This is a genomic window from Pseudarthrobacter sp. TE9888 (assembly GCF_056279345.1).
The window spans coordinates 1,693,338-1,719,235 of record NZ_JBWBRD010000002.1; the positions used below are offsets into that span (position 1 = coordinate 1,693,338).

Annotated in this window: 29 protein-coding genes; 21 read left to right on the plus strand and 8 right to left on the minus strand. The window is 66.8% G+C overall.

Going from position 1 to position 25,898, the window contains the following annotated elements:
* Positions 1 to 11: 11 nt before the first annotated feature.
* Positions 12 to 962 (minus strand): GAF and ANTAR domain-containing protein, encoded by a 951-nt coding sequence (locus ACZ9J7_RS08535; protein ID WP_476208605.1) that lies wholly within the window; start codon positions 960 to 962, stop codon positions 12 to 14.
* A gap of 308 nt (positions 963 to 1,270) precedes the next feature.
* Here ACZ9J7_RS08535 and arfA point away from each other — a divergent pair, with 308 nt between their 5' ends.
* The 12 genes from arfA to ACZ9J7_RS08595 all read left to right on the plus strand — a co-directional run bounded on the left by arfA (position 1,271) and on the right by ACZ9J7_RS08595 (position 11,702).
* The gene (gene arfA / locus ACZ9J7_RS08540) at positions 1,271 to 2,797 is read left to right on the plus strand and encodes an arabinosylfuranosidase ArfA (RefSeq protein WP_476208607.1); all 1,527 of its coding nucleotides are present in this window, start codon (positions 1,271 to 1,273) and stop codon (positions 2,795 to 2,797) included.
* 57 nt (positions 2,798 to 2,854) lie between these two features.
* On the plus strand, positions 2,855 to 3,442 hold the full coding sequence (locus tag ACZ9J7_RS08545) for an HhH-GPD-type base excision DNA repair protein (RefSeq protein WP_476208609.1): 588 nt from the start codon (positions 2,855 to 2,857) through the stop codon (positions 3,440 to 3,442).
* On the plus strand, positions 3,442 to 4,446 hold the full coding sequence (locus ACZ9J7_RS08550) for a LacI family DNA-binding transcriptional regulator (RefSeq protein WP_476208610.1): 1,005 nt from the start codon (positions 3,442 to 3,444) through the stop codon (positions 4,444 to 4,446). Before ACZ9J7_RS08545 ends, ACZ9J7_RS08550 begins: the two co-directional genes overlap by 1 nt.
* A 61-nt stretch (positions 4,447 to 4,507) precedes the next feature.
* Positions 4,508 to 5,056 (plus strand): cysteine hydrolase family protein, encoded by a 549-nt coding sequence (locus tag ACZ9J7_RS08555; protein WP_261618583.1) that lies wholly within the window; start codon positions 4,508 to 4,510, stop codon positions 5,054 to 5,056.
* Between the two features lie 210 nt (positions 5,057 to 5,266).
* Positions 5,267 to 5,569, plus strand: a complete 303-nt coding sequence (locus ACZ9J7_RS08560) for an urease subunit gamma (RefSeq protein ID WP_476208613.1) — start codon at positions 5,267 to 5,269, stop codon at positions 5,567 to 5,569.
* A gap of 11 nt (positions 5,570 to 5,580) precedes the next feature.
* The gene (locus tag ACZ9J7_RS08565) at positions 5,581 to 5,934 is read left to right on the plus strand and encodes an urease subunit beta (protein ID WP_476208615.1); all 354 of its coding nucleotides are present in this window, start codon (positions 5,581 to 5,583) and stop codon (positions 5,932 to 5,934) included.
* On the plus strand, positions 5,931 to 7,661 hold the full coding sequence (ureC, locus tag ACZ9J7_RS08570; protein ID WP_476208616.1) for an urease subunit alpha: 1,731 nt from the start codon (positions 5,931 to 5,933) through the stop codon (positions 7,659 to 7,661). The genes ACZ9J7_RS08565 and ureC overlap by 4 nt, the downstream gene beginning before the upstream one ends.
* A 17-nt stretch (positions 7,662 to 7,678) precedes the next feature.
* The gene (gene ureE / locus ACZ9J7_RS08575; protein ID WP_476208618.1) at positions 7,679 to 8,164 is read left to right on the plus strand and encodes an urease accessory protein UreE; all 486 of its coding nucleotides are present in this window, start codon (positions 7,679 to 7,681) and stop codon (positions 8,162 to 8,164) included.
* Positions 8,165 to 8,290: 126 nt separating this feature from the next.
* Positions 8,291 to 8,959, plus strand: a complete 669-nt coding sequence (locus ACZ9J7_RS08580) for an urease accessory protein UreF (RefSeq protein ID WP_476208620.1) — start codon at positions 8,291 to 8,293, stop codon at positions 8,957 to 8,959.
* Positions 8,960 to 8,971: 12 nt separating this feature from the next.
* On the plus strand, positions 8,972 to 9,586 hold the full coding sequence (ureG, locus tag ACZ9J7_RS08585; protein ID WP_476208622.1) for an urease accessory protein UreG: 615 nt from the start codon (positions 8,972 to 8,974) through the stop codon (positions 9,584 to 9,586).
* A gap of 167 nt (positions 9,587 to 9,753) precedes the next feature.
* Positions 9,754 to 10,584, plus strand: a complete 831-nt coding sequence (locus ACZ9J7_RS08590) for an urease accessory protein UreD (RefSeq protein WP_476208624.1) — start codon at positions 9,754 to 9,756, stop codon at positions 10,582 to 10,584.
* Positions 10,584 to 11,702, plus strand: a complete 1,119-nt coding sequence (locus ACZ9J7_RS08595; RefSeq protein WP_476208626.1) for a HoxN/HupN/NixA family nickel/cobalt transporter — start codon at positions 10,584 to 10,586, stop codon at positions 11,700 to 11,702. Before ACZ9J7_RS08590 ends, ACZ9J7_RS08595 begins: the two co-directional genes overlap by 1 nt.
* Here the strand turns inward: ACZ9J7_RS08595 and ACZ9J7_RS08600 are convergent.
* From ACZ9J7_RS08600 to ACZ9J7_RS08620, 5 genes are all read right to left on the minus strand, one after another.
* Positions 11,626 to 12,075 (minus strand): transferase, encoded by a 450-nt coding sequence (locus tag ACZ9J7_RS08600; protein ID WP_476208627.1) that lies wholly within the window; start codon positions 12,073 to 12,075, stop codon positions 11,626 to 11,628. The genes ACZ9J7_RS08595 and ACZ9J7_RS08600 overlap by 77 nt on opposite strands.
* 91 nt (positions 12,076 to 12,166) lie before the next feature.
* Positions 12,167 to 12,826: a GntR family transcriptional regulator gene (locus tag ACZ9J7_RS08605; protein WP_476208629.1), complete on the minus strand. Its 660-nt coding sequence runs from the start codon at positions 12,824 to 12,826 to the stop codon at positions 12,167 to 12,169.
* Positions 12,827 to 12,946: 120 nt separating this feature from the next.
* The gene (locus ACZ9J7_RS08610; protein WP_476208630.1) at positions 12,947 to 13,966 is read right to left on the minus strand and encodes a transketolase family protein; all 1,020 of its coding nucleotides are present in this window, start codon (positions 13,964 to 13,966) and stop codon (positions 12,947 to 12,949) included.
* Positions 13,963 to 14,871: a transketolase gene (locus tag ACZ9J7_RS08615; RefSeq protein ID WP_476208631.1), complete on the minus strand. Its 909-nt coding sequence runs from the start codon at positions 14,869 to 14,871 to the stop codon at positions 13,963 to 13,965. Before ACZ9J7_RS08615 ends, ACZ9J7_RS08610 begins: the two co-directional genes overlap by 4 nt.
* A gap of 36 nt (positions 14,872 to 14,907) precedes the next feature.
* Positions 14,908 to 16,245 (minus strand): MFS transporter, encoded by a 1,338-nt coding sequence (locus ACZ9J7_RS08620; RefSeq protein WP_476208633.1) that lies wholly within the window; start codon positions 16,243 to 16,245, stop codon positions 14,908 to 14,910.
* 186 nt (positions 16,246 to 16,431) lie between these two features.
* Here ACZ9J7_RS08620 and ACZ9J7_RS08625 point away from each other — a divergent pair, with 186 nt between their 5' ends.
* The 5 genes from ACZ9J7_RS08625 to ACZ9J7_RS08645 all read left to right on the plus strand — a co-directional run bounded on the left by ACZ9J7_RS08625 (position 16,432) and on the right by ACZ9J7_RS08645 (position 20,916).
* Complete coding sequence (locus ACZ9J7_RS08625; protein ID WP_476208635.1) at positions 16,432 to 17,256, plus strand: sugar phosphate isomerase/epimerase family protein; 825 nt, start codon at positions 16,432 to 16,434, stop codon at positions 17,254 to 17,256.
* Positions 17,257 to 17,346: 90 nt separating this feature from the next.
* The gene (locus tag ACZ9J7_RS08630) at positions 17,347 to 18,120 is read left to right on the plus strand and encodes an SDR family NAD(P)-dependent oxidoreductase (RefSeq protein ID WP_175317869.1); all 774 of its coding nucleotides are present in this window, start codon (positions 17,347 to 17,349) and stop codon (positions 18,118 to 18,120) included.
* Between the two features lie 52 nt (positions 18,121 to 18,172).
* Complete coding sequence (locus ACZ9J7_RS08635) at positions 18,173 to 19,921, plus strand: dihydroxyacetone kinase family protein (RefSeq protein WP_476208638.1); 1,749 nt, start codon at positions 18,173 to 18,175, stop codon at positions 19,919 to 19,921.
* A complete protein-coding gene (locus tag ACZ9J7_RS08640) occupies positions 19,921 to 20,412 on the plus strand; it encodes an RpiB/LacA/LacB family sugar-phosphate isomerase (protein ID WP_476208640.1) in 492 nt (163 codons plus the stop codon). The genes ACZ9J7_RS08635 and ACZ9J7_RS08640 overlap by 1 nt, the downstream gene beginning before the upstream one ends.
* Positions 20,413 to 20,475: 63 nt before the next feature.
* Positions 20,476 to 20,916, plus strand: a complete 441-nt coding sequence (locus ACZ9J7_RS08645; RefSeq protein ID WP_476208642.1) for an SRPBCC family protein — start codon at positions 20,476 to 20,478, stop codon at positions 20,914 to 20,916.
* Here the strand turns inward: ACZ9J7_RS08645 and ACZ9J7_RS08650 are convergent.
* Entirely contained in the window at positions 20,894 to 22,468 is a 1,575-nt protein-coding gene (locus tag ACZ9J7_RS08650; RefSeq protein WP_476208644.1) for a carboxylesterase/lipase family protein, read from the minus strand. The two genes, ACZ9J7_RS08645 and ACZ9J7_RS08650, sit on opposite strands and share 23 nt — an antisense overlap.
* A 103-nt stretch (positions 22,469 to 22,571) precedes the next feature.
* Between ACZ9J7_RS08650 and ACZ9J7_RS08655 the strand changes: the two genes are divergently transcribed.
* On the plus strand, positions 22,572 to 23,324 hold the full coding sequence (locus tag ACZ9J7_RS08655; RefSeq protein ID WP_476208646.1) for an ANTAR domain-containing protein: 753 nt from the start codon (positions 22,572 to 22,574) through the stop codon (positions 23,322 to 23,324).
* Here ACZ9J7_RS08655 and ACZ9J7_RS08660 read toward each other — a convergent pair.
* Entirely contained in the window at positions 23,305 to 23,613 is a 309-nt protein-coding gene (locus ACZ9J7_RS08660; protein WP_476208648.1) for a hypothetical protein, read from the minus strand. The two genes, ACZ9J7_RS08655 and ACZ9J7_RS08660, sit on opposite strands and share 20 nt — an antisense overlap.
* A 105-nt stretch (positions 23,614 to 23,718) precedes the next feature.
* Here ACZ9J7_RS08660 and ACZ9J7_RS08665 point away from each other — a divergent pair, with 105 nt between their 5' ends.
* The 3 genes from ACZ9J7_RS08665 (at position 23,719) to ACZ9J7_RS08675 (ending at position 25,877) form a co-directional block, all read left to right on the plus strand.
* Positions 23,719 to 24,441, plus strand: coding sequence for an AAA family ATPase (locus ACZ9J7_RS08665; RefSeq protein WP_476208650.1), 723 nt, complete (start codon positions 23,719 to 23,721; stop codon positions 24,439 to 24,441).
* Positions 24,442 to 24,532: 91 nt separating this feature from the next.
* Positions 24,533 to 24,970, plus strand: a complete 438-nt coding sequence (locus ACZ9J7_RS08670; protein WP_476208652.1) for a universal stress protein — start codon at positions 24,533 to 24,535, stop codon at positions 24,968 to 24,970.
* A 76-nt stretch (positions 24,971 to 25,046) separates the two neighbouring features.
* Positions 25,047 to 25,877, plus strand: a complete 831-nt coding sequence (locus tag ACZ9J7_RS08675) for a nucleoside hydrolase (protein ID WP_476208654.1) — start codon at positions 25,047 to 25,049, stop codon at positions 25,875 to 25,877.
* The last annotated feature ends 21 nt before the right edge of the window (positions 25,878 to 25,898 follow it).

Below are 25,898 nucleotides of genomic sequence, written 5' to 3' on the forward strand. Positions count from 1 at the left end.
CGGGCTGCGGCTCAGCGGCCGAAGTGCGAGTGCGGCGCACCTTCGGGCAGGCGCTCAAGGAGGTCTTCGGCCACCTTGCGGACCTTGATGTTTCGGTGGCTTGAAGCCTTGGCAAGGATGGAGAAGGCCTCCTGGTAGGAGCACCTGTTCTGGGCCATGATCACTCCGCATGCCACGTTGATGGAGGTGCGGCTGTCCAGTGCCGAGCGGAGGTCGGTGGCCAGTGAGCGTGCAGTGTGCAGGTTGATGGCCATCTGGAGGCTCCTCGTGGCCAGCTGCGCGAAGCTTCGTGCTTCGGCAATGACCTGGAGCGGGAAGGCTTTTGCGTCCTGGGCGAAGAAGGCAAGGGCGGCACTTGACTGGCCGAGGTCGCTGGTGCCGGGGGCCCCGTCGTCGGAGGGAATATCAGCGTCCAGGCGGAGCCTGACGGCAAGGGTGCTGCCGAAGCCGGCCGCCTGCAGCTGGCTTGAGTACTGCCGCCACCGGAAGTCGCCGTTGCGCTGCAGGACGGCCACGGGGTGGCCGCCGGACATCACATCGGTAACGGGCCCCTCGGCCCTTTCCCGCTCCCAATCAAGCAGCCGGACTACGTCGTCGGTGGTGCCGGTGATGGCCGGGCCGCGCTTTGGCTGGAGCAGCACCAGTCCGCAGCCGACGTCGATTCCGGCGGTCCTGACCACGTGGGCAGCCGATGCCGCCACCAGCAGGTCCAGGGAATCGGCCAGGGTCTGGGTACCGTTCACCAGGTCGAGAAGGAGGGCGTTGTTCCGCGGTGCAGCCTGCACGTGGCTGGCAGCGGAGGGCAACGGCGAGTGGCCCCTGCGGGGGGCCAGGCGGGCCGGAGGGCCGGCGACGGCTGGGGGAGAGCCCTTGGTCTCGAAGGACTCCTCGTCGCCGGCCCCGCCTATTACCCGGGTCCTGTGGACCGGGAAGCTTGGGCCTATCTGTTGTGAGTGATGCATTGCCAGTCTCGAACCCCCCCTAGTGAGACAAGTACCGAGAGCCTGGAGGCCTTGTCTCTGTGAAAAACCTAATTGCCCTCCTGCCTCCGGTGGATGCGTAGCTGGTACCTGTTTTTTCGATTAGGTAGTACTTGGAGGCTGGCCGCTCCCTGCCGCCCCGGGACGTTGCCGCAGGTGAGGCGCTCCTTGACCCGATCCTGATGCGCGCAAGCCATTGCGGAGGCTGGCCGGCCGCACTCTTGACGTGGGCAGCGGCACGGCAAACAATGCTTCTATAACGTTGTAAATCAATCGTCGAGGATACCTTCGTGACCCAGCCACAGGCCGCCGCAGCAAAAATAACCCTTGATCCATCGTTCACCGTGGGTCCAGTCCGCCGTCGTACGTTTGGCGCGTTCGTTGAGCACCTTGGCCGGTGCGTGTACACCGGGATCTTTGAACCCGGGCACCCGGCCGCCGACCAGGACGGCTTCCGCAGGGACGTCCTGGAACTGACCCGCGAGCTGGGCGTCACCACCGTCCGCTACCCGGGCGGCAATTTCGTCTCCGGCTACCGCTGGGAGGACGGCGTGGGCCCGGTGGACCAGCGCCCCGTCCGCCTGGACCTGGCCTGGCATTCGACTGAACCCAACACCGTGGGCGTGGACGAATTCGCAAAATGGTCCGCCAAGGCCGGCGTGGAACCGATGATGGCCGTAAACCTGGGCACCCGCGGCATCCAGGAGGCACTCGAGCTCCTGGAGTACTGCAACATCGACGGCGGGACGGCCCGCTCCGAACAGCGCCGCGGCAACGGGGCTGCCAACGGCTACGGCATCACCATGTGGTGCCTGGGCAACGAGATGGACGGACCGTGGCAAATCGGCCACAAGAACGCCCTCGAATACGGCAGGCTGGCCGCGGACACCGCCCGCGGCATGCGCATGATCGACCCCGGCCTGGAGCTCGTCGCCTGCGGCAGCTCCAGCCCCACCATGCCCACGTTTGGCGAGTGGGAGCGTGTGGTCCTCACCGAAACCTACGACCTGGTGGACCTCATTTCCGCGCACCAGTACTTCGAGGACACCGGCGACCTGCAGGAACACCTGGCCGCCGGGCGCAAGATGGAAGCCTTCATCCACGACCTCGTGAGCCACATCGACCATGTGAAATCGGTGAAGAAGTCCAGCAGGCAGGTGAACATCTCCTTCGACGAGTGGAACGTCTGGCACATGAGCCGCGAGGCATCCAGGGTCCCCACCGGCAAGGACTGGCCGGTGGCCCCGGCCCTGCTCGAGGACAGCTACACGGTGGCGGACGCCGTGGTGGTAGGGGACCTGCTGATCACGCTGCTCCGGAACACCGACCGCGTTCACTCGGCCAGCCTGGCACAGCTGGTGAACGTGATCGCACCCATCATGACCGAACCCGGCGGCCGCGCCTGGAAGCAGACCACCTTCCACCCGTTCGCCCTGACCTCCCGGCACGCATCCGGCACGGTGCTGCAGCTCGCCGTGGAATCCCCACTGGCCGGCGCCGGGGTGACGGCGGATGCCACCGCCCTGTCCGCCGTCGCCACGTTTGACGGGGAAAAGGGTGAGGCCGTGCTGTTCGCCGTGAACCGTTCGGCCCGCCAGGCGCTCACCCTCGACGCGGCAGTCGGTGCCCTGGGTGCCGTGCGCGTGCTGGAAGCGGTGACCTACGCCAACGAGGACCCCTACTGGCAGGCCAGCGCCGACGACTCCACCTCCGTCCTGCCTTCCGGAAACGCCACGGTAAAGGCCGACGGCGGACGGCTCACCGCCGAACTCCCGGCAGTGTCCTGGTCCATGATCCGGTTGGCTGTGGGGTCCTGACATGCCCGGACGCAATGCCGGGAACGCTTATGACGAGGGCGCCCCGCAGGTGGGAGGATGGACGGCATGGAACTGCACATCACAGGGGATCCTGCTGCGGACAAATTGCTGACCGAGGACGATTTCGCCCTCCTGACTGGCATGCTGCTGGACCAGCAGGTAACGATGGAATCTGCGTTTGCCGGGCCGGAAAAGATCCGGACGCGGTTGGGGTCGCTCAAACCCGATGCCATCGCAACGCATGATCCCGCGGCATTCGTGGAGATGTTCAAGGAACGTCCCGCCGTCCACCGCTTCCCCGGTTCCATGGCTGCGCGCGTCCAGGCGCTCGCCGCGGCGGTGCAGGACGAATGGGACGGTGAGACCGCCGCCATTTGGACCAAGGGCTCGCCGGACGGTGCCGAGGTGCTGCGCCGGCTCAAGGCCCTGCCCGGTTTCGGGGAGCAGAAGGCAAAGATCTTCCTGGCCCTGCTGGGCAAGCAGCGCGGCCTCAAGGCGTCCGGTTGGCGCGAGGCCGCCGGCCACTACGGTGACGACGGCGCCTACCTGTCGGTGGCCGACATTGTGGACCCGGAATCCCTGGCCAAGGTGCGCGCCAGCAAGCAGGCTGCGAAGGCGGCGGCGAAGGCTGGAAAAGAGCGTTAATGGCGGTAACCATGAACGACGTCGCGAGGGCGGCCGGTGTGTCCCTCAAGACCGTTTCGAACGTATTGAACGACTACGAATTCATCCGTCCCGCCACCAAGCAGCGGGTGCAGGACGCCATTGCAGAGCTGGGCTACGAGGCAAACCTCACCGCCCGCAGCCTCCGGTCCGGCAAGACGTCCATGCTGGGCTTGGTGCTGTCCGACCTCTCCGCCCCCTACTACGCCGAGCTGGCATCCAAGCTGATGAAAGCCGCGGCGCGGCACGGCTACCGGGTGCTGGTGGAGCAGTCCGACGCAGAGCCCGCCGCTGAACTCGGCGCCCTCCACGGGACCTTCCGGCAGCTGACGGACGGCCTGCTGTTCACCCCGTTGGCGGTGGATGCGGAGGCCATAGCCGCGCGGGCGGGCAGGAAGCCGCTGGTGATGCTGGGTGAGCACATTGTGGATCCCCGCTTCGACCTGGTGACCATGAAGAACCGGGAAGCCGCAGCCGCCCTGACCGGGCACCTGCTGGCCGGTGGCCGCCGCCGTATTGCCGTGATCGGAGCGAACCCCGGCGAGTCCACCGGTACCGGTGGCCTGCGCCTGAACGGGTACCGGACGGCGCTCGCAGAGGCGGGCATCCCGTACGACCCCGCGCTGGTGGCACCCGCTGAATGGCGCCGCGACACCGGTGCTGCCGCCGTCGCCGGGCTGCTGGACAGCGGCGTGGAGTTCGACGCCGTGTTCGGACTGAACGACGTCCTGGCGCTGGGGGCACTGCACGAATTGCAGGTCCGCGGGGTGAAAGTCCCGCAGGACGTGGCGGTGGCAGGCTTTGACGACCTCGACGAAGCGCGGTTTGCGTCCCCCTCCCTGACAACGGTCGCTCCGGGCATGGACGAGATCGCGGAGCGGTCCATCAGCCTGTTGCTGGACAGGATCGCCGGCCGGGAACCATCGGCCCAGGGCGTGCACGTGGAAGCCGGGTTCGAACTGAAAATCAGGGAGTCCGCGCCCTAGCGTCTTTTGGCCGGAGGTGGGTACGTTACCCCCAACGGTCCGGCGAGAGGAAGGTCCCCACGTGATAGCCCTGTTGGTCATCGACATGCAGAACGCCTTCTTCGAAGCGCCTGAGCTGGCCGCCCAGCAGGACAGGGTGGTGGGCGAATGCAACCGGCTGCTGAAGGGATTCGAGGCCGCTGGCCACAAGGCGCTGCTGGTGGGCACCGAGCATGAGCGGGACAAGTCCACCTGGACCCTCAGCATGCTCGACGATGACCAAGGCTTCATCTTCCGCGGCACCGAGCAGGCGCAGTCCGTGCCGGGCCTGGCCAAGGGGGACCTGCCGCAGCTGAACAAGACGCGCGACAGTGCGTTCGTAGGCACCGACCTACTGTCCCGGTTGTGGAACTGGGGCGCCAACGAAGTGGTGCTGGCCGGCGTCTCCACCCACAACTGCATTGCCCAGACGGCCGCCGACGCTTTCGCCCACAACATCCGGGTCAGCTACGCCAAGGACGCCATGGCCTCCGAGGATGACAAGGACGCGGCGGACATGCTCCGCATCCTCTCCACCACCTACCGCCAGCCGGTCCAGTCCACGGACGAGATCCTCGCCCGGCTCCGCTAAGCCAAGTAGCCGCTGAGTCTCCCCACCTTTGAGCGATGACGACGGCGTGTCCGGGCCAACCGCCGTCGTCCGCTGCCAAGGGGGAGCCAAAGGCGGGGAGACTCAGCGCGTCCGCGCCGAGGCGTCCGGATGATGGACCTGAAACGTGGCGGAAATGTGCGGGGCCTACTCTGAATCCACGCTGTCCGCCGGCCGTTGAAGGGACCCCGCATGCATCTGATGCCCCGTGAGCAGGAAAAACTCATGATCGTGGTGGCCGCCGACCTGGCCCGCCGAAGGCAGTCCCGCGGCCTCAAGCTCAACTACCCCGAGGCAGTGGCCATCATCAGCTACGAGCTGATCGAAGGCGCCCGGGACGGCAGGACGGTGGCGGACCTCATGAGTTACGGCACCACGCTGCTCACCCGTGACGACGTGATGGAAGGCGTGCCGGAGATGATCCACGACGTCCAGATCGAGGCCACCTTCCCGGACGGCACCAAGCTGGTCACCGTCCACAACCCCATCCGCTAAGGAGCGCGGCAATGATTCCAGGCGAGTACGTCCTCCGGCCGGAACCCGTGACCGCGAACGCGGGCCGGGAGGCCATCGAGGTGGCCGTGACCAACACCGGCGACCGGCCCGTCCAGGTGGGCTCACATTTCCATTTCGCCGAGGCCAACGCTGCCCTGGCCTTTGACCGGGACGCGGCCCACGGCCGGCGCCTGGACATCCCGGCGGGAACGGCGGCCCGGTTCGAGCCGGGGGATTCGAGGAGCGTAAGGCTTATCGAACTGGCGGGGACCCGGGAGGTTTACGGGCTCAGCAACGCGGTCAACGGAAGGCTCGACGGCGGCACGCGCCAAAGCGGGCCTCATACGGAAGGGGACGGCGAATGAGCTTCGAGATTCCGCGCCGGCAGTACGCAGACCTCTACGGCCCGACCACCGGGGACAGGATCCGCCTGGCGGACACCGGACTCTTCCTCGAAATCGAGAAGGACCTCACCGTGTACGGCGAGGAAGTGGTGTTCGGCGGCGGCAAGATGATCCGGGACGGCATGGGGCAGAACGGCCAGGCCGTTCGGGATGGGGACATTCCGGACACTGTCATCACCAACGCCGTGATCCTGGACTCCACCGGCATCTACAAGGCGGACGTGGCGCTGAAGGACGGCCACATCTTCCGGATCGGCAAGGCCGGCAACCCGCAGATCACCGACGGCGTGGATATCGTGATCGGCTCAAGCACCGAAATCATCGCAGGCGAACGGAAGATCCTCACCGCCGGCGGCATCGACACCCACATCCACTTCATCTCCCCGGACCAGATCCCCACCGCCCTGGCCAGCGGCGTGACCACCATGATCGGTGGCGGCACCGGCCCCGCCGAAGGAACCAAAGCCACCACCGTGACTCCCGGAAAGTGGCACATCCAGCGGATGCTGCAGGCCGCCGAGGCGTTCCCCATGAACATAGGCCTGTTCGGCAAAGGCCACGCGTCCGCCGTCGAACCCCTCGCCGAGCAGATCCGCGCCGGTGCCATCGGGCTCAAAGTCCACGAAGACTGGGGTGCCACCACCTCCTCCATCGACATGTCGCTGAAGGTCGCGGATGAGTACGACGTCCAGGTGGCCATCCACACCGACACCCTGAACGAGTGCGGGTTCGTGGAGGACACCATCCGCGCCATCGCCGGCCGGGTCATCCACACGTTCCACACCGAGGGCGCCGGCGGCGGCCACGCCCCGGACATCATCAAGATTGCCGGCATGCCCAACGTCCTGCCGGCCTCCACCAACCCCACGCTGCCGTACACGCGCAACACCATCGAAGAGCACCTGGACATGCTGATGGTCTGCCACCACCTCAACCCGGACATCCCCGAGGACGTGGCCTTCGCCGATTCCCGCATCCGCGCCGAAACCATCGCCGCCGAGGACGTCCTGCAGGACCTGGGCGTCTTCTCCATCACCTCCTCCGACTCCCAGGCCATGGGCCGGGTAGGCGAGGTGATCACCCGCACCTGGCAGGTGGCGGACAAGATGAAGAAGCAGCGCGGGGCCTTGGAAGACAACGACGGCGGGGCGCACGGCAGTGCGGGCAGCGACAACTTCCGGCTCAAGCGCTACGTGGCCAAGTACACCGTCAACCCCGCCATCGCGCAGGGCATCGCCGATTCCGTGGGGTCAGTGGAAGTGGGCAAGTTTGCGGACCTGGTGCTGTGGGATCCGGCGTTCTTCGGCGTCAAACCGGAACTGGTGCTCAAAGGCGGACAGATCGCCTACGCACTCATGGGCGACTCCAACGGATCCATCCCCACACCGCAGCCGCGGACCATGCGCCCGATGTTCGCCACCTTCGGCAAAGCCGTGCAGCAGAGCTCCATCACGTTCCTGTCCAAGGCGGCGATCGACGCCGGGGTCCCCACTGAGCTTGGCCTCGGGAAGATCATCCGGCCCGTCTCCGGCATCCGGAACCTCACCAAAGCCGACCTCAAATACAACGACGCCACGCCCGACATCCAGGTGGACCCGGAGACGTACCGGGTCACGGTGGACGGCGAGGACGTCACCTGCGAACCGTCCGACGTGCTGCCCATGGCGCAGCGCTACTTTCTCTTCTAGAAATCCGGAGAAACCACGTGATCATCGAACGAGTCCTCGGCAACCTTCACGACCTGCCGGGCACTGACCTCGCCGCCTACTCCGGCCTGCACCGCGAAAAAGTCGTCCTGCCCAGCGCCTCCCTGGTCAAACGCATCCAGCGGGCCACCACCGACCACGGCAAGGAAATCGGCATCCGCCTCCCCGCCGGCTCCGCCGACCTCCGTGACGGCGACATCCTCCACGTCGCGGACACCAACATGATCGTGGTGTCCGTCCTGCCCACCGACGTCCTGGTCATCGCGCCACGGACCATCCATGAAATGGGCATCACCGCGCACTCCCTGGGCAACCGCCATCTGCAGGCACAATTCTTCGACGCGGACAGCGAGTACGGGGCCGCCGTCATGGTGTGCGCCTACGACCACACCGTCGAGGACTACCTCATCCACAACGCCGTGCCCTATACCCGCCAGGAACGCGTCATGCCTGTGCCTTTCCGCCATGCTGAACACAGCCACTAGGCACGACGACGGCGTGGCGTGGGACGCCACGAGGGATATGGGGCCGTGCCCGCTTCGCGGTGCCCGCCACGCCGCGGCCCCATATCCCTCGCGTCGCTTGCGTTCCTCACCTTGGGCGGTCCTTTAGTGGGCGGGTATCAGCTGGCACTGCAGCAGTTGGTTGATTCCGCTTTGCCTACTGGGGCTTTTGCTCACTCTTTTGGGTTTGAGACGTACCTCGATCGGGAGCTCGTTTTTGATGAAGGGTCTTTCGGGCGCTGGCTCTCCGCTTTCGTTGCGCAGTCCTTGACCTACTCTGATGGGTTGGCTGTTCGGCTGCTGTATGAGGGTGGTGAGCTGGGGGAACTGGATACTCTTCTTTCTGCTTCCCTTTTGCCGCGGCAGGTCCGGGAGGCCAGCGTGAAGATGGGCGGCCGCCTGCTCGAGATTGGGGCCGAGGTGTTTCCCTCGCCCGCGCTGGAACTGTACCGGGACATGGTGGCCACCGGCCGCGCCGCCGGGCACCAGCCGCTGGCGTTCGCCGTCGTCGCCCGCTCCCTGGGCGTCCCGCTCCAGGAAGCGCTCGCCGCCTACCTCTTCGCCACCGTCACCTCGCTCACGCAGAACGCCGTCCGCGCCATCCCGCTCGGCCAGAACGCCGGGCAGCGCGTGCTGCGAAAAGCGCACGAAGACGTCGCTGCCGCCATCGACGCGGTCGCGCACCTTACGGCGGACGACCTTGGGGCCGTCAGCCCCGGCCTGGAAATTTCGCAAATGCGGCACGAACGCCAGCGTGCCCGGATGTTCATGAGCTAGTAGGAGGACACCATGACTGAACCCATCAAAATCGGTATCGGCGGGCCCGTCGGCGCCGGCAAAACCCAGCTCGTGGAACGGCTCACCCGGCACATGAGCGGCGACATCTCCATGGCCGCCATCACCAACGACATCTACACCATCGAGGACGCCAAAATCCTCGCCGCCAACGGCATCCTCCCGGTGGACCGGATCATCGGCGTCGAAACCGGCGGCTGCCCCCACACCGCCATCCGCGAAGACACCTCCATGAACACCGCCGCCATCGAGGAACTCAAAGCCCGGCACCCCGACCTTCAGGTCATCTTCGTCGAGTCCGGGGGCGACAACCTCTCCGCCACCTTCAGCCCCGAACTGGTCGACTTCTCCATCTACATCATCGACGTGGCACAGGGCGAAAAAATCCCGCGCAAAGCCGGCCAAGGCATGATCAAGTCCGACCTCTTCATCATCAACAAAACCGACCTCGCACCCCACGTCGGGGCAGACCTCGCCATCATGGAGCGGGATTCCAAGGAATTCCGCGGCAACAAACCCTTCTGCTTCACCAACCTCAAGACCGACGAAGGCCTCGAGAAGGTCATCGAATGGATCCGGCACGACGTCCTGATGCTCGATTTGGCATGAGCACGACGGCGGTTGGGTCACCTCAAGCAGGCACCTCGTCGGGGCCTGCGCCCGCGGGTGAGTCTGCTTCCGGCGCTTCGTCGGGGATAGGGGGCCGTGCCCGCTTCGCGGTGCCCGCCACGCCGCGGCCCCCTATCCCCGACTCCGCTCGCGCTGAGAAGTCACCGATGGGACGGCTTGAGTTGGGCGTCAGTTCGCGGCGCGGCAGGTCGGTTGCCTCGCACCAGTTTCATCAAGGGGCGCTTCGGGTGATGCGGCCTCATTATCTCGATGACTCCGGGCAGGTTTGTTATGTCGTCGTGAATCCTGGCGGGGCTTATCTCGGGGCGGATCTATTCCTGATTGATGTGGAGGTGGGGGACTCTGCTTCCCTGCTGCTGACGACGCAGTCCGCTACCAAGGTCTACCGGACTCCGGGGTCTTTTGCCGAGCAGCGGATGACTGTTCGGCTGGGAGAGGGGGCGCGGCTGGAGCTCATGCCGGACCAGCTCATCGCGTACCGGGAAGCCAGCTACCGGCAGCGGACGTCCGTGACCCTGCGGCCGTCGTCGTCGCTTGTCATGGCCGAGGTGGTCACTCCCGGCTGGTCCCCCGACGGCGCCGCCTTCCGGTACGAGGAAGTCCGGCTGCGGAACGACATCCGCGTGGAAACCGGGGCGGGCACCGAGCTGCTGGCGCTGGACAACCTGCTGATCCGGCCGCCGCTGCACGACGTCACAGGGCTCGGGTTCATGGAAGGCTACAGCCACCTGGGATCGCTGGTAGTAGTGGATCCCCGGGTGGACCAGGCGCTCGCCGACGACCTGCACCTGCTGGCGGCCGGCCACCAGGCCCTGACCGGCATCTCGCTGACCCGCAGTGTTGCAGGGACCACCGGGCTGGTGTTGCGGAGCCTCTCCAACAGCACGGAGCAGCTTAACCGCCTGCTTCGAGCCTGCGCTGACCTGCTCCGCGGACGCTGGCACGGCCAGGGCGCCCTGGACTTGAGGAAGCACTGATGACCAGCATCGCGGCACTTTACCGGGGCCGGGAATCACTGCCGGTCCGGACGCGGGTGCTATGCACTTTCGGTGCCGTGGCTGCCCTGCATGCCGCCGCCGTCGTCCTTTTTCTGGCCGGGAATACCGCGATGACCGGACCGCAGGTCCTCTCCGGGGGGCTTGTCCTCACGGCTTACCTGGCCGGCGTGAAGCACAGCTACGACTGGGACCACCTGGCCGCCATCGACAACTCCACCCGGAAGTTCGTGGCACAGCGGCAGGACCCGGTGAGCGTGGGCTTCGCGTTCAGCCTGGGGCACAGTTCGGTGGTGACCCTGGCCGGCGTGCTGGTACTCGCCGGGGCATCCATGGTGGGCGGCCTCGTGCAGGACGGAACCGGCGGGAACCTGATGCTCGGCCTGATCGGCAGCGGCGTATCAGGGCTGTTCCTGCTGGCCATGGGGCTGTTCAACGGCTCCGCCTTCACCCGCTCGGCCGCTGCTTTCCGGCGCTCCCGGACCGGAGCAGCCATCAATCCCCGCGACCTGGAACCGCAGGGACTGGTGGCGCGGCTGCTGGACCGGCCGCTGGCCAGGGTGCGCCGGCCCCGGAACATCTACGTGATCGGATTCCTCTTCGGCCTGGGGTTTGATACCGCCACCACCATCGGGCTGCTGATGATGACGACGGCGGCGTCCCTGGCGGGGGTGCCGCCGCTCGCGCTGCTCGCACTGCCGCTGGCCTTCGCTGCCGCGATGACGCTGTGTGATTCGATGAACGGCATGGCGATGATGCGGATGTACCGCTCGGCGCTGGACGATCCGCGGCGGAAGCTTGGCTTCAACGCCCTGGTCACGGGCATTTCGGCGGTCTCGGCGCTGTTCATCGCCGTGATTACTTTGGGCAGTTTCGTCCACGCTGCTTTCAGCCTGGAGGATCCGGTGACGGCGTGGCTGTCGTCGATCGACCTGGGCGACGCCGGACTGCTGCTGGTGGCGCTGCTGCTGGCCGTCTGGGGCGGGGCGGCGCTACGCGGCCGAAAATGGGTGCGAGGGCAACCTAGGCGGCCAGCCCGCCCTTCGCCTTGCGGTGGGTCCGGTGCCGGGCCGGTGCCAGGCGCGAACGGGCGCCCGTGAGGACCTCGCTCCCGTCCGGCACGGTGCTGTCCGAATCCAGGTGGGCGCCGTGCTCAATCAGGACGCTGGAGCCGATGCGCGAGTGGCTGCCAATGTGGACGCGGTTGCCGATCACCGTGCCCCGGCCGATGCGCACGCCGTCGCCAATGACTGTCCGGTCACCGATGATGGCGCCGCGGTCAATCCAGCTGCCGTGGCCAATCCGGCAGCCTGGACCCACGTGCGCGCCGTGCTCCACATAGGTCATGGGGCCGATCCGGGCGCTGTCCGCCACGCTGGCTCCCGGCGCTATGAGGCCGCCCCCATTGTCATGGCGGCTGTACCGGGTGACCTTTCCGGCGTCGTCCTCTACAGACACAAACTTCGCGGTCATACCATCCCTCGTTACCACCGCGGCTATTTACCGCGCAGTAGGTTAACGGCCGGGAGGCCGCGAGGATTCCCCGGAAAGGGCAGCTCGGGGGCTAGGCCACGAGGTTGGCGGCGGCGGTGTCCATGTGTTCCAGGATGGTTTTCCGGGCCAGGGTGGCATCGCCGGTGTCAATGGCGCCCACGATGTCCTTGTGGCGGTCCACGCTCATATTCCTGACGCCCTTTTCCAGGCCCGCGAACATGATGGACATCCGGATGGATCCCTCCAGGGATTCCCACGAGTGGAGCAGGGTCTCGTTGCCCGTGAGCCGGCAGAGGGTGCGGTGGAACTCGAGGTCGGATTCGATCCGTTCCTCCAGGCTCCCGCCTGCGGCCTCCGTCATGGCGTCGATGGCTTTATGGAGGGACTCGGTGACGTGCTGCCGGTCCGGCAGCTCGCACAGTGTCCGGGCGGCCAGCGATTCCAGGGCGGCGCGGACAGCGTAGATATCCCGGATTTCCTTCTCGTCCAGGTGCCGCACGGACAGGCGTCCGCGGGGGCCGGCGGACAGCAGGCCCTCCTGCTCCAGTTGGCGGAGGGCTTCACGGAGCGTGCCGCGGCTGATCTGCAGCATCTCGGACAACTCGGTCTCCACCAGGTGCCGGCCAGGCTCCAGTTCACCGCTGGTGATCGCGGTCCGCAGCGCGGAGAGTGCCTGTTCACGCAGGCTCTTCTTTTCCAGTCCCAGCAGGGGGGCGCCCAATCCGGCCATGGCTTTGTCCTCAATGTCTTAAGTCGACTGCTAACAGTCGGTAGTAATTCCGATGGTACGGCAGAAAGCACGGCGCCAGCCTGGACCGGTGCCGTGCTTTCCCATATGTCTTGAAATCCGTCAGCCGAGTTCGGCGAGGACTTTGGCCACGATGCGGTCCACGGAGAGCCCGTAGCGCTCGTGCAGGGTGGGCAGGGCGCCGGCGTCGAGGAACTGGTCCGGGAGTCCGATGGGCACCACGCGCTTGCCTGCTCCGGCGGTGACGACGGCGGAGGCCACGGTTTCGAACAGGCCGCCCACCACGGAGTGGTTCTCCAGGGTGACGGCGAGGCGGTCCGTGTTGATTTCCTTGAGGACGGTTTCGGCGTCGAACGGCTTGATGGTGGGGGTGTGCACGACGGCGACGTCCACGTTGTGTGCCGAAAGGGCCTTGGCTGCCTGCAGGGCACGCATGGTCATCAGCCCGGACGAAATGAACACCACGTCGTTACCGCCGCGCAGCACCTTGGCCTTGCCGAGCTCGAACGTGTAGTCGTACTCGTCCAGGACGGTGGGCACGTTGCCGCGCAGCAGCCGCAGGTAGGTGGGCCCTTCGGAGGCGGCTAGCTGCGGGACGGCCTGTTCGATGTCGATCGAGTCGCAGGGGTCAACGATGGTCAGGTTGGGCATGCCGCGGAAGATCGCCATGTCCTCGGTGGCCTGGTGGCTGGGGCCGTACCCGGTGGTCAGGCCGGGCAGGCCGCCGACGATGTTGACGTTCAGGTTCGGTTCGGCCGCGTCCAGGCAGAGGAAGTCGTAGGCGCGGCGCGCGGCGAACACCGAGTAGGTGGACGCGAAGGGCACCAGACCCGTCTCGGCGAGCCCGGCGGCGGCGCCGAAGAGCAACTGCTCAGCCATGCCCATCTGGAAGAACCGCTCCGGGAAGGCCTGGGCAAAGATGTGCATGTCCGTGTACTTGCCCAGGTCCGCGGTCAGGCCCACGATCTTGTCGTTTTCCTGTGCGGCCTTGACCAGGGCATGCCCGAACGGGGCGTTGGAGGTTTTCTGGCCCGGGTCGGCGAACGATGCGATCATCGCCGAGGTCTTCAGTTTCGGCTTGGCCGCTGCTGCGGTGTCGGGGGCCTCGGTGGTGGTGCTCATGCTGAAGCCTTTCCTTCGTAGCCGGCGGTGAGCTGCTCGCGGCAGATCTGCCATTCGTTCTCTTCGATGCGCATGAAGTGCGCCTTTTCGCGGTTTTCCAGCAGCGGAACGCCGCGGCCCACCTTGGTGTCGCACAGGATCACGGAGGGGCGTCCGACGGCGGCGGCCTGGGCGGCTGCGTTGTCGAAAGCTGCGAGCAGGGCGGCAACGTCGTTCCCGTCCACCCGCTGGGTGTACCAGCCGAAGGATTCCCACTTCTCGGTCACCGGCTCGGTGCGCAGCACCGTGTCGGTTTTGCCGTCGGCCTGCAGGGCGTTGATGTCCACCATGGCGGTGAGGTTGCCCACCTGGTGGTGGTGCGCGCCCATGGCGGCCTCCCACGTGGAGCCTTCGTCCAGTTCGCCGTCGGAGAGGAAGTTGAACACCCGGGCGGACGAGCCCTGGTAGCGCAGCCCCAGGGCCATGCCGACGGCGATGGTCAGACCGTGGCCCAGGGAGCCGCCGGAGATTTCCATGCCGGGGGTATAGGTGGACATCCCGGACATCGGCAGCCGTGAGTCATCCGAGCCGTAGGTTTCGAGTTCCTCCACCGGGACGATACCGGCTTCGGCCAGGGCCGCGTAGTGGCCGATGGCGTAGTGGCCGGTGGAGAGCAGGAACCGGTCGCGGGCTTCCCAGTGCGGGTCCTCGGCCCGGTACCGGAGCTGGTCACCATAGACGGTGGCGAGCATGTCCGCGGCGCCGAGGGCCTGGCCTACGTAGCCCTGGCCCTGCACCTCGCCCATGTTCAGGGCGTGGTGCCGGATCCGGTACGCGGCGGCGCTGATTTTCTCCAATCGTTCGGGCGTCACTGCGGTCTGCAATGTTTGTCCCTGGGCGGCGTCCTGGACGGTGTCTGTAGGCATTACTGGCTCCGTGGTCGTTTCGTGCGTGGCGGTCATTCAGGCGTTGACGGTGTTCGGGGTGCTTTTAGTGGCCTCGTCAGCCAGTTCGCGTTCCCGCTTGCCCCAGGTCTCCCGGGTGGCGACGGCGGCCCAGAGGCCGATCAGCGCGTATGCGCCGAAGAGCAGCGCCGGGCCCATCCAGCCGAAGCTGACGAACAGCAGGGTGGTGATGAAGGGGGTGAAGCCGGACACCATGGCCGAGATCTGGTACGCCAGGCTGGCGCCGGAGGCGCGGGTCTTGGCCTGGAAGAGTTCCGGGAACCAGGCGCCCTGGGCGCCGGCCAGGGAGTTCTGGCAGACCGCGTAGGAGATCACGATGGTGAGGATGATGGCGATGAACAGGCCGGTGTTGACCAGCAGGAACATGGGGATCGCGAACAGTGCGGCGAAGGCGGTGGACCAGACGTACAGCGGGCGGCGGCCAATGCGGTCCGTCAGCGCGGCCCAGGCCTGGGTGGCGAAGATGCCGATGGCCGAAGCGATGCAGAGCGCGATCAGGGTCTGGCTCTTGTCCGCCAGGTGCTGGCTGTTGATGTAGGAAATCATGTAGGTGATGGACACTGCGTAGCCGGCGGTCTCGGCGATGCGGAGGCCGATGCCCTTGACGATGTTGCGCCAGTCCGTCTTGATGACCTCGACGATGGGGGCCTTCACGATGGCGCCGCTGTCCTTGACCTCATCGAACACCGGGGACTCGGGGACCTTGGAACGGATGATCAGGCCCACGATGACCAGCAGGATGCTGGCGAGGAACGGGATACGCCAGGCCAGTTCGTTGCCGAGCTGGACGCTGAACAGGAAGGTCAGGTTGGCCAGCAGCAGGCCTACGGGGAAGCCGGCCTGGACAATGCCGGTGTACTTGCCCTTGGCCTTCCAGGGGGCGTGCTCGTAGCTCATCAGGATGGCGCCTCCCCACTCGGCGCCGAAGGCAAGGCCCTGGACGATGCGGACGAAGACCAGCAGTGCCGGGGCCAGCAGTCCCACCGCGGCGTAGGTGGGGAGCAGGCCGATCGCGAAGGTTGCCAGGCCCATAAGGATGAGGGAGGCGACCAGGACCGGCTTGCGGCCTACCTTGTCGCCGAGGTGTCCGCCGATGATGCCGCCGAGGGGACGGGCCGCGAAGCCGACGCCGAGGGTGGCGAAGGACGCCAGGGTGCCGGTGACGGGATCGGTGCCGGGGAAGAAGGCCGTGCCGAAGTACAGTGCGGCAGCGGTGCCGAAGCCGATGAAGTCATACGTCTCGATGACGGCCCCCACGCCGGATCCGATGGCAACTCGCCGGGCGTCCTTGGTGCCGTGGACCGGCCCGCGCATGGTCAGAGCATCTTTGCTCATGGTGGTTCCCTTTCGAAAAGCGGCTGGAGGAGGTCCGCCGCTGTCGACTGTTAACAATTGATGGACACCAGTGTGACCCACATCATTATGACTGTCAACAGTCGACTTTTAGAGTTGACTGTTGACAGTTAACGAAAGTATTGTGGTCCCCATCACTACAGCCCGGCACGAACCAAAGGATCAATGATGTTCCACTCCAGACTTGGGTGCTCATCCATCAGCTTCCGGCACCAGGACCTGGCCACGGCCCTGCACACCATGAAGGAACTGGGCTTCGAAGAGATCGACCTGGGCGCCCTGCCCGGCGTTTGCGACCATGTGCCCTATGAGCTCAGCGCGGCCGCGGTTGACGCTGTCTCCAGCGAGGTCAACGCTTCGGGCCTGCGGGTCCGCTCCGTGAACGGCGATATCGGGGACTTGAACAAGGTGCTCGACGCCGAAGGCCGGGCTGCGCGGGACCGCCACCTGGACGCCCTGCTTACCCTGACGGCCAAGATCGGTGCGAAGGCATTGGTCCTGCCGTGCGGCGCCCTGGACCACGCCCCGGTCCGGAGCGTCGAAGAGGATCTGGACCTCGTTGCCGCCCAGCTCATTGGTGCCGGACAGCGGGCGGCGGAGTTCGGCGTCGAACTTTGGACCGAGTCCCTGCACTTCCTTCGGTTCTGCTGGAACCTGGAGCGCGCGGGACTGCTGGCCGACCGCCTTGCCGGTTCCGGCGTCGGAATCGTCATGGACTTCAGCCACATTGTGGCCTCCGGCGAAGACATCCAGGCCTACCTGGACCGGCACCAGGACCGCATCAGCCACGTCCACCTGCGCGACGCCGTGCCAGGGAACATCAACCTCAGCATCGGCAACGGGGACGCCGACTTCGCCGGCGGCCTGAAACGGCTCGCCGCCGAAGGCTACACCGGCCACTTCTCGCTCGAACTCGAAACCCGGGACGTCACCAACGACGAACGCCCGGCCGCCGCCGCCAAGGCAGCAAGCTTCATCACCGACCTTCTCTAACCATCGATTGCTCCGAAAACGCCGTTTTGACGCCTCATAAGGGCCGCTACGGAGCAACCGATCCAATAAAACAATTCAAGGAGCACCACCATGACCACCATCCAGCGCACCGCCGTCCTCACCGGAGCAACCTCGGACCGCGGTATTGGCATCACCACCGCCCGCCGCTACGCCCGTGACGGCTGGGGCATCGTCATCCTGGACCTCGACGGCGAGAAGTCCGCCAAGGTCGCCGCGGAAATCGGCAACGAATTCAACGTCCCCGCCTTCGGCCACGAGATCGACGTGGCCAACGAAGCCTCCGTCATTGCCGCCCAGGCTGCCGTCGCCGCCGAAGTGGCCGCCGGCAACCTCCCGCCCGTCGGCGCCCTGGCCAACATCGCCGGCATCACCTCGCCCATCCCGTTCCTGGAGACCACCCTTGAGCTGTGGCACAAGGTCATGGACGTCAACGCCACCGGCACCTACCTGGTGACCAAGGCCTTCCTGCCGGACATGATCGACAACGGCTGGGGCCGGATCGTCAACATGTCCTCCGTGTCAGCCCAGCGCGGCGGCGGCGTCTTCGGCAAGGTCCCCTACTCCGCCGCAAAGGCAGCCATCCTGGGCTTCACCAAGGCCCTGGCCCGCGAACTGGGCACCACCGGCGTCACCGTCAATGCCATCACCCCCGGCGCCGTGGACACCAACATCCGCGTGGGCAGCACCGAGGAGCAGGAAGCGGCCATCAATGCCGGCATCCCGCTGGGCCGCAACGCCACCACCGAGGAAGTGGCCGCCGTGATCGCCTTCCTGTCCTCCGAGGACTCGGCCTACCTCACCGGCACCACCATCGACATCAACGGCGGCAGCCACATCCACTAGCAGCCCCTGACAGCGCTGCCCTCATAACACCGCGGACGCCGGAGAGCCCACCATGACCAAAATCTTCAACGACCCCTCAGAGTTCGCCGAGGAGGCCCTGGCAGGCTTCTGCGACGTCCACTCGGACCTGGTCCGCCAGGTCCCCGGCGGCGCCGTCCGCCGCTACCGCCCCGCCCGGCCCAAAGTGGCCGTCCTGGTTGGCGGTGGCTCCGGCCACTACCCGGCCTTCGCCGGGCTGATCGGCGCCGGCTTCGCGGACGGCGCCGTGGTGGGCAACATCTTCACCTCGCCGTCCGCCCAGCAGGCCTACTCGGTGGCCAAAGCCGCAGAGTCCGGCGCCGGCGTCATCTTCACGTACGGCAACTACGCTGGCGACGTGATGAACTTCGGGATGGCCAGTGAGCGCCTGGCGGCCGAGGGCATCGCGGTGGAGAACGTCCTGGTGACTGACGATATTGCCAGCGCGCCGCCGTCGGAATCCGCCAAGCGCCGCGGCATTGCCGGTGACTTCACGGTCTTCAAAGTGATGGGCGCCGCCGCCGAAACCGGAGCCGACCTGGCCGAGGTGGTCCGCCTGGGCCGCAAGGCCAATGACCTCACCCGCACCATCGGCAGTGCATTTGCCGGCTGCACCTTCCCCGGCGCCGACGCCCCACTGTTCACCCTGCCGGAGGGGCAGATGGGCCTGGGCCTCGGCATTCACGGCGAGCCGGGCCTCCACGACACCGACCTGCCCTCCGCCAAGGAACTGGGCCAGGAGCTGGTGGCCCGGGTACTCTCCGAAACCCCTCCGGACGCCGGAAGCAGGATCGCCGTCATCCTCAACGGGCTCGGCTCCACCAAGCACGAGGAGCTCTTCGTGCTCTGGGGGACGGTGGCCCCGCTGCTGCGCGCAGCCGGCTACACCCTGGTGATGCCCGAGGTGGGGGAGCTGGTCACCAGCCTGGACATGGCCGGCGTCTCGCTGACCGTCACCTGGCTGGATGAGGAGCTGGAACCGCTGTGGGCTGCCCCTGCCGAGACTCCGGCCTACCGCCGCGGTGCGGTGTCAGTCCAGGCGGGCGTTTCGGCCGGGGAAGAAGCGGCCGACGCCGGTGCCTCCGAAGCGGCGTTCGTCGCCACGGATGCCTCCCGCGGGTACGCTGCCGCATGCGTTGAGGCCATTGCGGCCGCCCAGGCTTCCCTGCACGACGCCGAGGAACGGCTGGGCCGGATGGACGCCATCGCCGGCGACGGCGACCATGGCCGCGGGATGGTCCGTGGTGTGGACGCCGCCGCTGCCGCAGCATCCGCCGCCCTCACCGCCGGTGCAGGTGCCGGCGACGTGCTGGCTGCCGCCGGCGACGCCTGGGCGGACAAGGCCGGCGGCACCTCCGGTGTCCTGTGGGGCGCGGGCCTGCGCGCCTTCGGCGAGACGGTGGGAAACTCCTCCGCACCCGGGGCTGGCGTCCTTGCAGCCGGCGTGACGGCGTTCGCGGACCGCATCGTCCAGCTGGGCAAGGCCGAAATCGGTGACAAGACCATGGTGGACGCGCTGCTGCCGTTCGCTTCCACATTCAGCCGCGCGGTGGCTGGCGGCAACGAGCCAGGCCTGGCCTGGCAGGACGCCGCCCGCGAAGCGGCAGCCGCGGCGGAGGCAACCGCCGATTTGCTGCCCCTCAAGGGCCGCGCCCGCCCGCTGGCCGAGAAGAGCCTGGGCACCGCCGACCCCGGCGCCACGTCCCTTGCCATGGTCTTTGCCGTGATGGGGCCCCATTTCACCAGCACTACAGCCGGCGCTGCGCCGGCAGGAGCCAAGTAATGACGACGGAAGGACACACCATGGGGCTGCGGCTCATTGTCGGCGCGGACGAAGCCGGCGTCGATTACAAGGACAAGGTCCTCGCGGATCTCCGCAACGACCCCCGCGTCAGCGAGGTGATCGACATCGGCGTCAACCGGACCGACGCCGCGGACGACCTCACCAGGCCCTACCCCTATGTGGGCATCGCGGCCGGCGAGATGATCCGCGACGGCCGGGCCGACCGGGCCATCCTCTTCTGCGGCACGGGCATCGGGGTGGCCATCGCCGCGAACAAGGTGGAAGGCATCCGCGCCACCGCCGCGCACGACTCGTTCTCGGTTGAGCGGTCCATCCTGTCCAACGACTGCCAGGTCCTCACCATGGGCCAGCGCGTGGTGGGCATCGAACTCGCCCGCCGCCTGGCAAAGGAATGGATCGGGTACACGTTCGATCCGTCGTCGGCCTCGGCGGGCAAGGTCAAGGTCCTCACCGACTTCGAAGGCTGCTAACCGGTCTCAGCCCCCACCGCGCGGGGGCTGGGCTTGCTGGAGGCCCGTTCCTACACTGGGGTGATGATCACAGTCACCGGAAGTGTGGAAACCAACCTGTCCGCAGAGAAGGCCTTTGCCTTCATGAGTGAGTTCGAAAACACCACCAAGTGGGATCCCAACACCCCCGTGATGGACAAAATCACCCCGGGGCCCGTTGCCGTGGGCCACAAGTACCACGCCGAGTCCGAGTTTCGCGGGAAGCGCCAGACCCTGGTCTACGAGGTCATCGAGCTCACGGACAACCACATCAAACTGCGCGGCGAGAACAAGACCGTCACCTCCTTCGATTCCATCGACGTCAGGCCCAACGGGAGCGGCTCCGTGGTGACGTACACGGCCGAGTTCAGCATCCACGGGCCGGCCAAGATCATCCAGCCGCTCCTGAAGCCTGCCTTTAATTCGCTGCGTGATCCCGCGTTGAACGGGATCCGGGACACGCTTAATTCGCTTGCAGCGGTCTGACGCCTGCGAAGAACTCCCGGATCCCACCGCGCGGATCGTCCTCAACCCGGACGCCGTCGTCGAGCACCATGGTGCTGCGGGCGTCCCCATATTCCGGCCAACCCATCCCGGTGGTGGCCGGAATTCCCGTGTGCGCGAAGGCGGCCCAGGCTCCGCTCATGGTGTCGCTGAGAGTCTGCGGTGCCTCGCCCCGGGTGAGGAACGCAGCCTCAGGCGCGTCCAGGTGCCGGAAGACGAACGGGATGTCCAGGGCGTGGCAGGCGCCCAGTTTTCCGCCCATGGCCGGGCTGCGCCAGGTGAACAGGTAGGCGAAGTCTCTCCCGGCCGCGCCGCTTCGTGTAACCAGCTGCCGTGCAGCCAGTTGGCGTGCGGCCAAAAGACGGTTGCTGGGCTGGCGGTAGACGGAATCGGCGATGGCGGCCTCCAGGAGTTCCTTGCCGGCCGGCTCCCGGGACAGTACGCGGGCCAGCGCTTCGGTGTAGCCCGGTGCCTGGGTGGACGGAATCCCCGCCCCTGCCAGGACGGCGGCGGCGCGGTCAGGATACCCAGGGTCCACCGGGGCAGGCGGGCGCATTTCGACGGCGAAGGAGCCCTCGTTCAGGTTGGTCCCGATCAGCAGGTCCACCCCGCTGTTGAGCCCGGCGCGGATGCTGTCCAGCGGCGGCACGGGCAGTGATGGCGTCCCCACGGTCGGCTGGAAGGGCAGCGGGACGGCGTAAGTCTTTGCCGCGAGCCGCTTCTCAAGGGCGGCCTGGGCCTGCAGCAGCCGCTCCACCGGGAGGGTCAGCAGTTCCTTCGCGGATGGTTTGTCCAGGCCGCACAGATCCAGGAATTCCGCGGTAATGCGCGCCGATTCCTCCGGCTGGCGGTACCGTTCCGCGGTGCCGCTCTGCATGATGGCGCGGTGGAAGAGCCCTTCCGACGCCGGCATGCCCAGCAGGGTGCCGACGGCTGCGGCGCCTGCCGACTCGCCGAAAACAGTGACATTTTCCGGATCGCCACCGAATGCCCCGATGTTCCGGCGGACCCAGCGCAAGGCTTCCAGCTGGTCCAGCAGGGCGATGTTGGACGAGTCCTCGTACCCTGGCCCAAGCAGATCAGCCAGATGCAGGAAGCCCAGTGCGCCCAGGCGGTAGTTGATGGACACGAGCACCACGCCCGCCGCGGCGGCGAGCCGGGCGCCGTCGTGCATGGCATCACTGTTGGCGCCCAGAAGGTACGCGCCGCCGTGAATCCACACCATCACCGGCCTGGCCGGCCCGTCCGCCGGCGGCGGGGCCCAGATGTTCAGGTTGAGGCAGCCGTCTTCGCTCCAGGTGCGCGGCGTGGCGCCCGGCGGAGCGGGGTTCTCCAGGTTCTGGGGCGCCGCGGGGCCGGGGACAGTGCAGTCAAGGACGCCTGCCCACGGGGCTGCTGGGACCGGAGGAAGGAAGCGGTTGGCCCCCGACGGCGGCGTAGCGTAGGGGATTCCAAGGAACCGGTGGATGGTGGTCCCTTCAGCTTCGAGGGAGTTGCCGAGGATGGACCCGGCGGGGGTGGAGAGACGCGTCATGGTTGACAGGTTACGGCGTCCGCACAGGTAGGCTGGCATCACCGTTCGGCAGTGGGCGGCCACGATGCTGTGGCTCTTCATAACTGTCCGGGAGGTAAGACGGGTGCCCAACGCCGACGTCTCTGGTGCCGAAAATTTTGCTGACGTTGCCTTGCACCTTCAGGAGTCGTTCCTCCATACCCCCGAGGTCGGGGCGATCCTGCAGGATCTCGCGGCATATGCCGTGGCCCGCCTCGGCAGCCCGGACCCCGGGTGCTCGTGTGAGATAACAGTGCTGCGGCCCAAGAAACCCGTGACTACGGTCTGCAGCAACCCGGCGGCGCAGGTGATGAACCAGCTGGAGTTCAAGCACGGGGACGGGCCGGCCCTGACGGCTATGCGGACTGGCGGCACGGTCCTGGTGGCGGACCTGCGGCTTGAAAAGCGGTGGCCGCAATATGTCCAGGCCGTCCAGGATCAGGGATTCCTTTCGGTGCTGAGCATCCCTGTGGAGCTGGAGGGGGACGCTCAGGGCGTTCTGACGTTCTACAGCTCGCATCCCGTCGACCCCCGCGACAACCGCGTGGACGTTGCCGAGACGTTTGTGCGGCGGGCCTCCAAGGGCCTGACGCTCTGCCTGCGCATGCTCAAGCTGGAGGAAACCAGGGACGGCATGACCGCAGCCATGCGGACCCGCACCGTGATCGACCTGGCTACCGGGGCCATCATGGCGCAGAACCGCTGCACCCAGGACGCTGCCTTCAAGCTGCTCCGGGAAGCATCCAACACCCGCAACATGAAACTCCGCGATGTGGCGGCCACGGTGATCTCGTCCGTGGCCGGGGTGACGGACACCTTTACCTACTTCGACGAGTAGGGCCCTTCCGCCCCGGATCCTGTGGCTCCGGTTGGGGGAGGAACAGGGCATAGCTGCTGAGCGGGACGCGCAGGAGCAGGCCCTCGGCGGCGCAGTGTTCATTGACGGCCTGCGCCAGGGCGTCCCGCTCCTTCGGTGAAAGGGTGGCCTGGCCCGCGCAATAGGCGCGGATGAGTTGTTCCGAGGCGTCGCCGCCAAGTCCGACGAACTCCAGCCACAACTGTGCCAGATCCAGTCCGTGCTCCTTGATGACAGCACCGGTGAGGGCCTGCTGGTCAACGGCATCCATCGTCGCCTCCTAGCCTTAATTGTAGATTCCTACAGCTGTGGTTCGGAACGGCGGCCCGGGTGGATGGGAATCATACGCAAATATTTTTGCTGCGAGAATGGGGCCATGCCTCTGCGCACTTACCCCGTCCGGCGGCTGGCGGAGGATCCTGCGAACGTCCTGGACCGGGAACTCTGGCCCGCGGTCCTGCCGCCGGTAGCCCAAGTCCTCGACGAGGGGCTCGAACTGGGCCCTGCGACCATCCTGGTTGGCGAGAACGGGTCGGGGAAATCCACGCTGGTGGAAGCCCTTGCACTGGCCTACGGGCTTTCCCCGGAAGGCGGGTCCACGGGCGCGCGGCACGCCACCCGGCGCACCGAATCGGTTCTGGGCGACCACCTGCGACTTGTCCGTAACGCCGGCGCCACCCGGCGGGGGTACTTTCTCAGGGCGGAGACCATGCACGGTTTCTACACCTACCTGGAGCAGAACCCCAGCACGTTCAATCCGGACATTCCATTCCATGACATGTCCCACGGGGAGTCCTTCCTGCAGTTGGCTGCGGACCGGTTCAATGGGCCCGGCCTGTGGGTCCTGGATGAACCGGAGTCTGCCCTTTCCTTCTCCGGCTGCCTCAGCCTGCTGTCCGTCCTGAAGGAATTGCTGGCCGACGGCAGGTCCCAGGTGGTGATGTCCACACATTCCCCGGTGCTGGCGGCCCTACCCGGAGCCACCATCCTCGAAGTGGGGCCCTGGGGTTTGCGCCTGCAGGCCTGGGACGAGCTGGAGCTCGTCGCGAACTGGCGGCGGTTCATGGACTCGCCCGAACGCTACCTCCGCCACATCTAGAGCCGGGGGACCTTCGCCCCTAGGCGGTGAACCGGCCCGGAAGTCAACTTGGTTGTCTGGAGCATGCGAGCACAACAGGAAAAGGGAGACCGTGGCGGACAGCGGAAGTTTCAGGATTGTGGTGGGCGTGGACGGGTCGGACCAGTCCAGGGCAGCGATGGACTGGGCGATTGAAGAGTCCAGGCTGCGCGCGGGTGAGGTGCACGCCGTGACGGCCTGGAGCTTTCCCTATGTCAGCGATGCCCTCGGCACAGCATGGGACTATGACATCTTCGAGAAGGATGCCCAGGCCATCCTCGAAGAAGAACTTGAACGCGTCAAGGACCAGGGCGTGACGGTCACGGGGCGCATCGTGGAGGGGAACCCGGCGTCGGCGCTCATCGAGGCCTCCCGGGATGCTGACCTGGTGGCGGTAGGTTCACGTGGCCACGGCGGCTTCACCGGGATGCTGCTGGGCTCCGTGTCCCACCAGACAATCCACCATGCGCATTGCCCCGTGCTGGTAATCCGGGAACCTGAGGTGGGATAGCCGGCGGCGCGCCTTCGCCTTCCAGTGAATGGAAAGTCCCGTTCTGTGGGCCCCGCGCCGGCGCAAGGCTTGCAGCATGGACATGATTCGGGTGGAGCCCCGCTGCCGCGTGCTGATCGATAACGACTGGGCGGGTGACCCGGACGGGCTGGTGGCCCTGGCCCACCACGCGATGTCGCCCGCCAACAGGATCGTCGGCATCACCAGTTCGCTGACCAACCCGATGTTTGGGCCGCCCCAGGGCATGGCGCAGAAGGGCGCTGATTTGGCGGCCGGCTTGCTCCGGGTACTCAAACGGCCGGAAGTCCCAGCCGTGCAGGCAGGGCCCGATGCCCCCTTCACCGGGCAACCCCGGGACAACCCTGCTGCCCGGGCCATCGCTGACGCCGCAGCGGCCGGCGGAGAACTGCCCCTGGTCCTTGTCTGCGCCGGCCCCCTCACCAATGTGGCCGATGCCATCCTGTTGGATCCCGCCGTCGCCTCCTCCCTCACCCTGGCGTGGGTGGGCGGCGCTGCGGTGAATGAAGAGGAATACAACTACTTCACGGACCCGGCCGCCGCAGACTTCGTGCTCGGGAACCGGGAACTGGCTGTGTGGCAGTTCCCCGCAGAGACGTACCGGCAGGTGGTTGCCCCGGTGGCCGAACTCGATCATGCCTTCAGGAACTCAGGGCCGGCCGGCGCCTGGCTGTGGGAGCTCTTCAACACCCTGGAAGTGCCGGACTTCATGACGTTCGGGCCCCTGTGGTGCCTGGGTGACAGCGCGCCCCTGGTGGTCACCGGGCTGGACGATGCCACCTCCACCTTCACGGAAACAGGCACCCGGCCCTCGCGCCGGACCTACACCTCCGTGGACACGCGGCTGATCATGGCGGACTTCCTCGCCAAGCTGCGGCTGCAGCAGTAGCAGGCTAAAGCAATGGCCCGG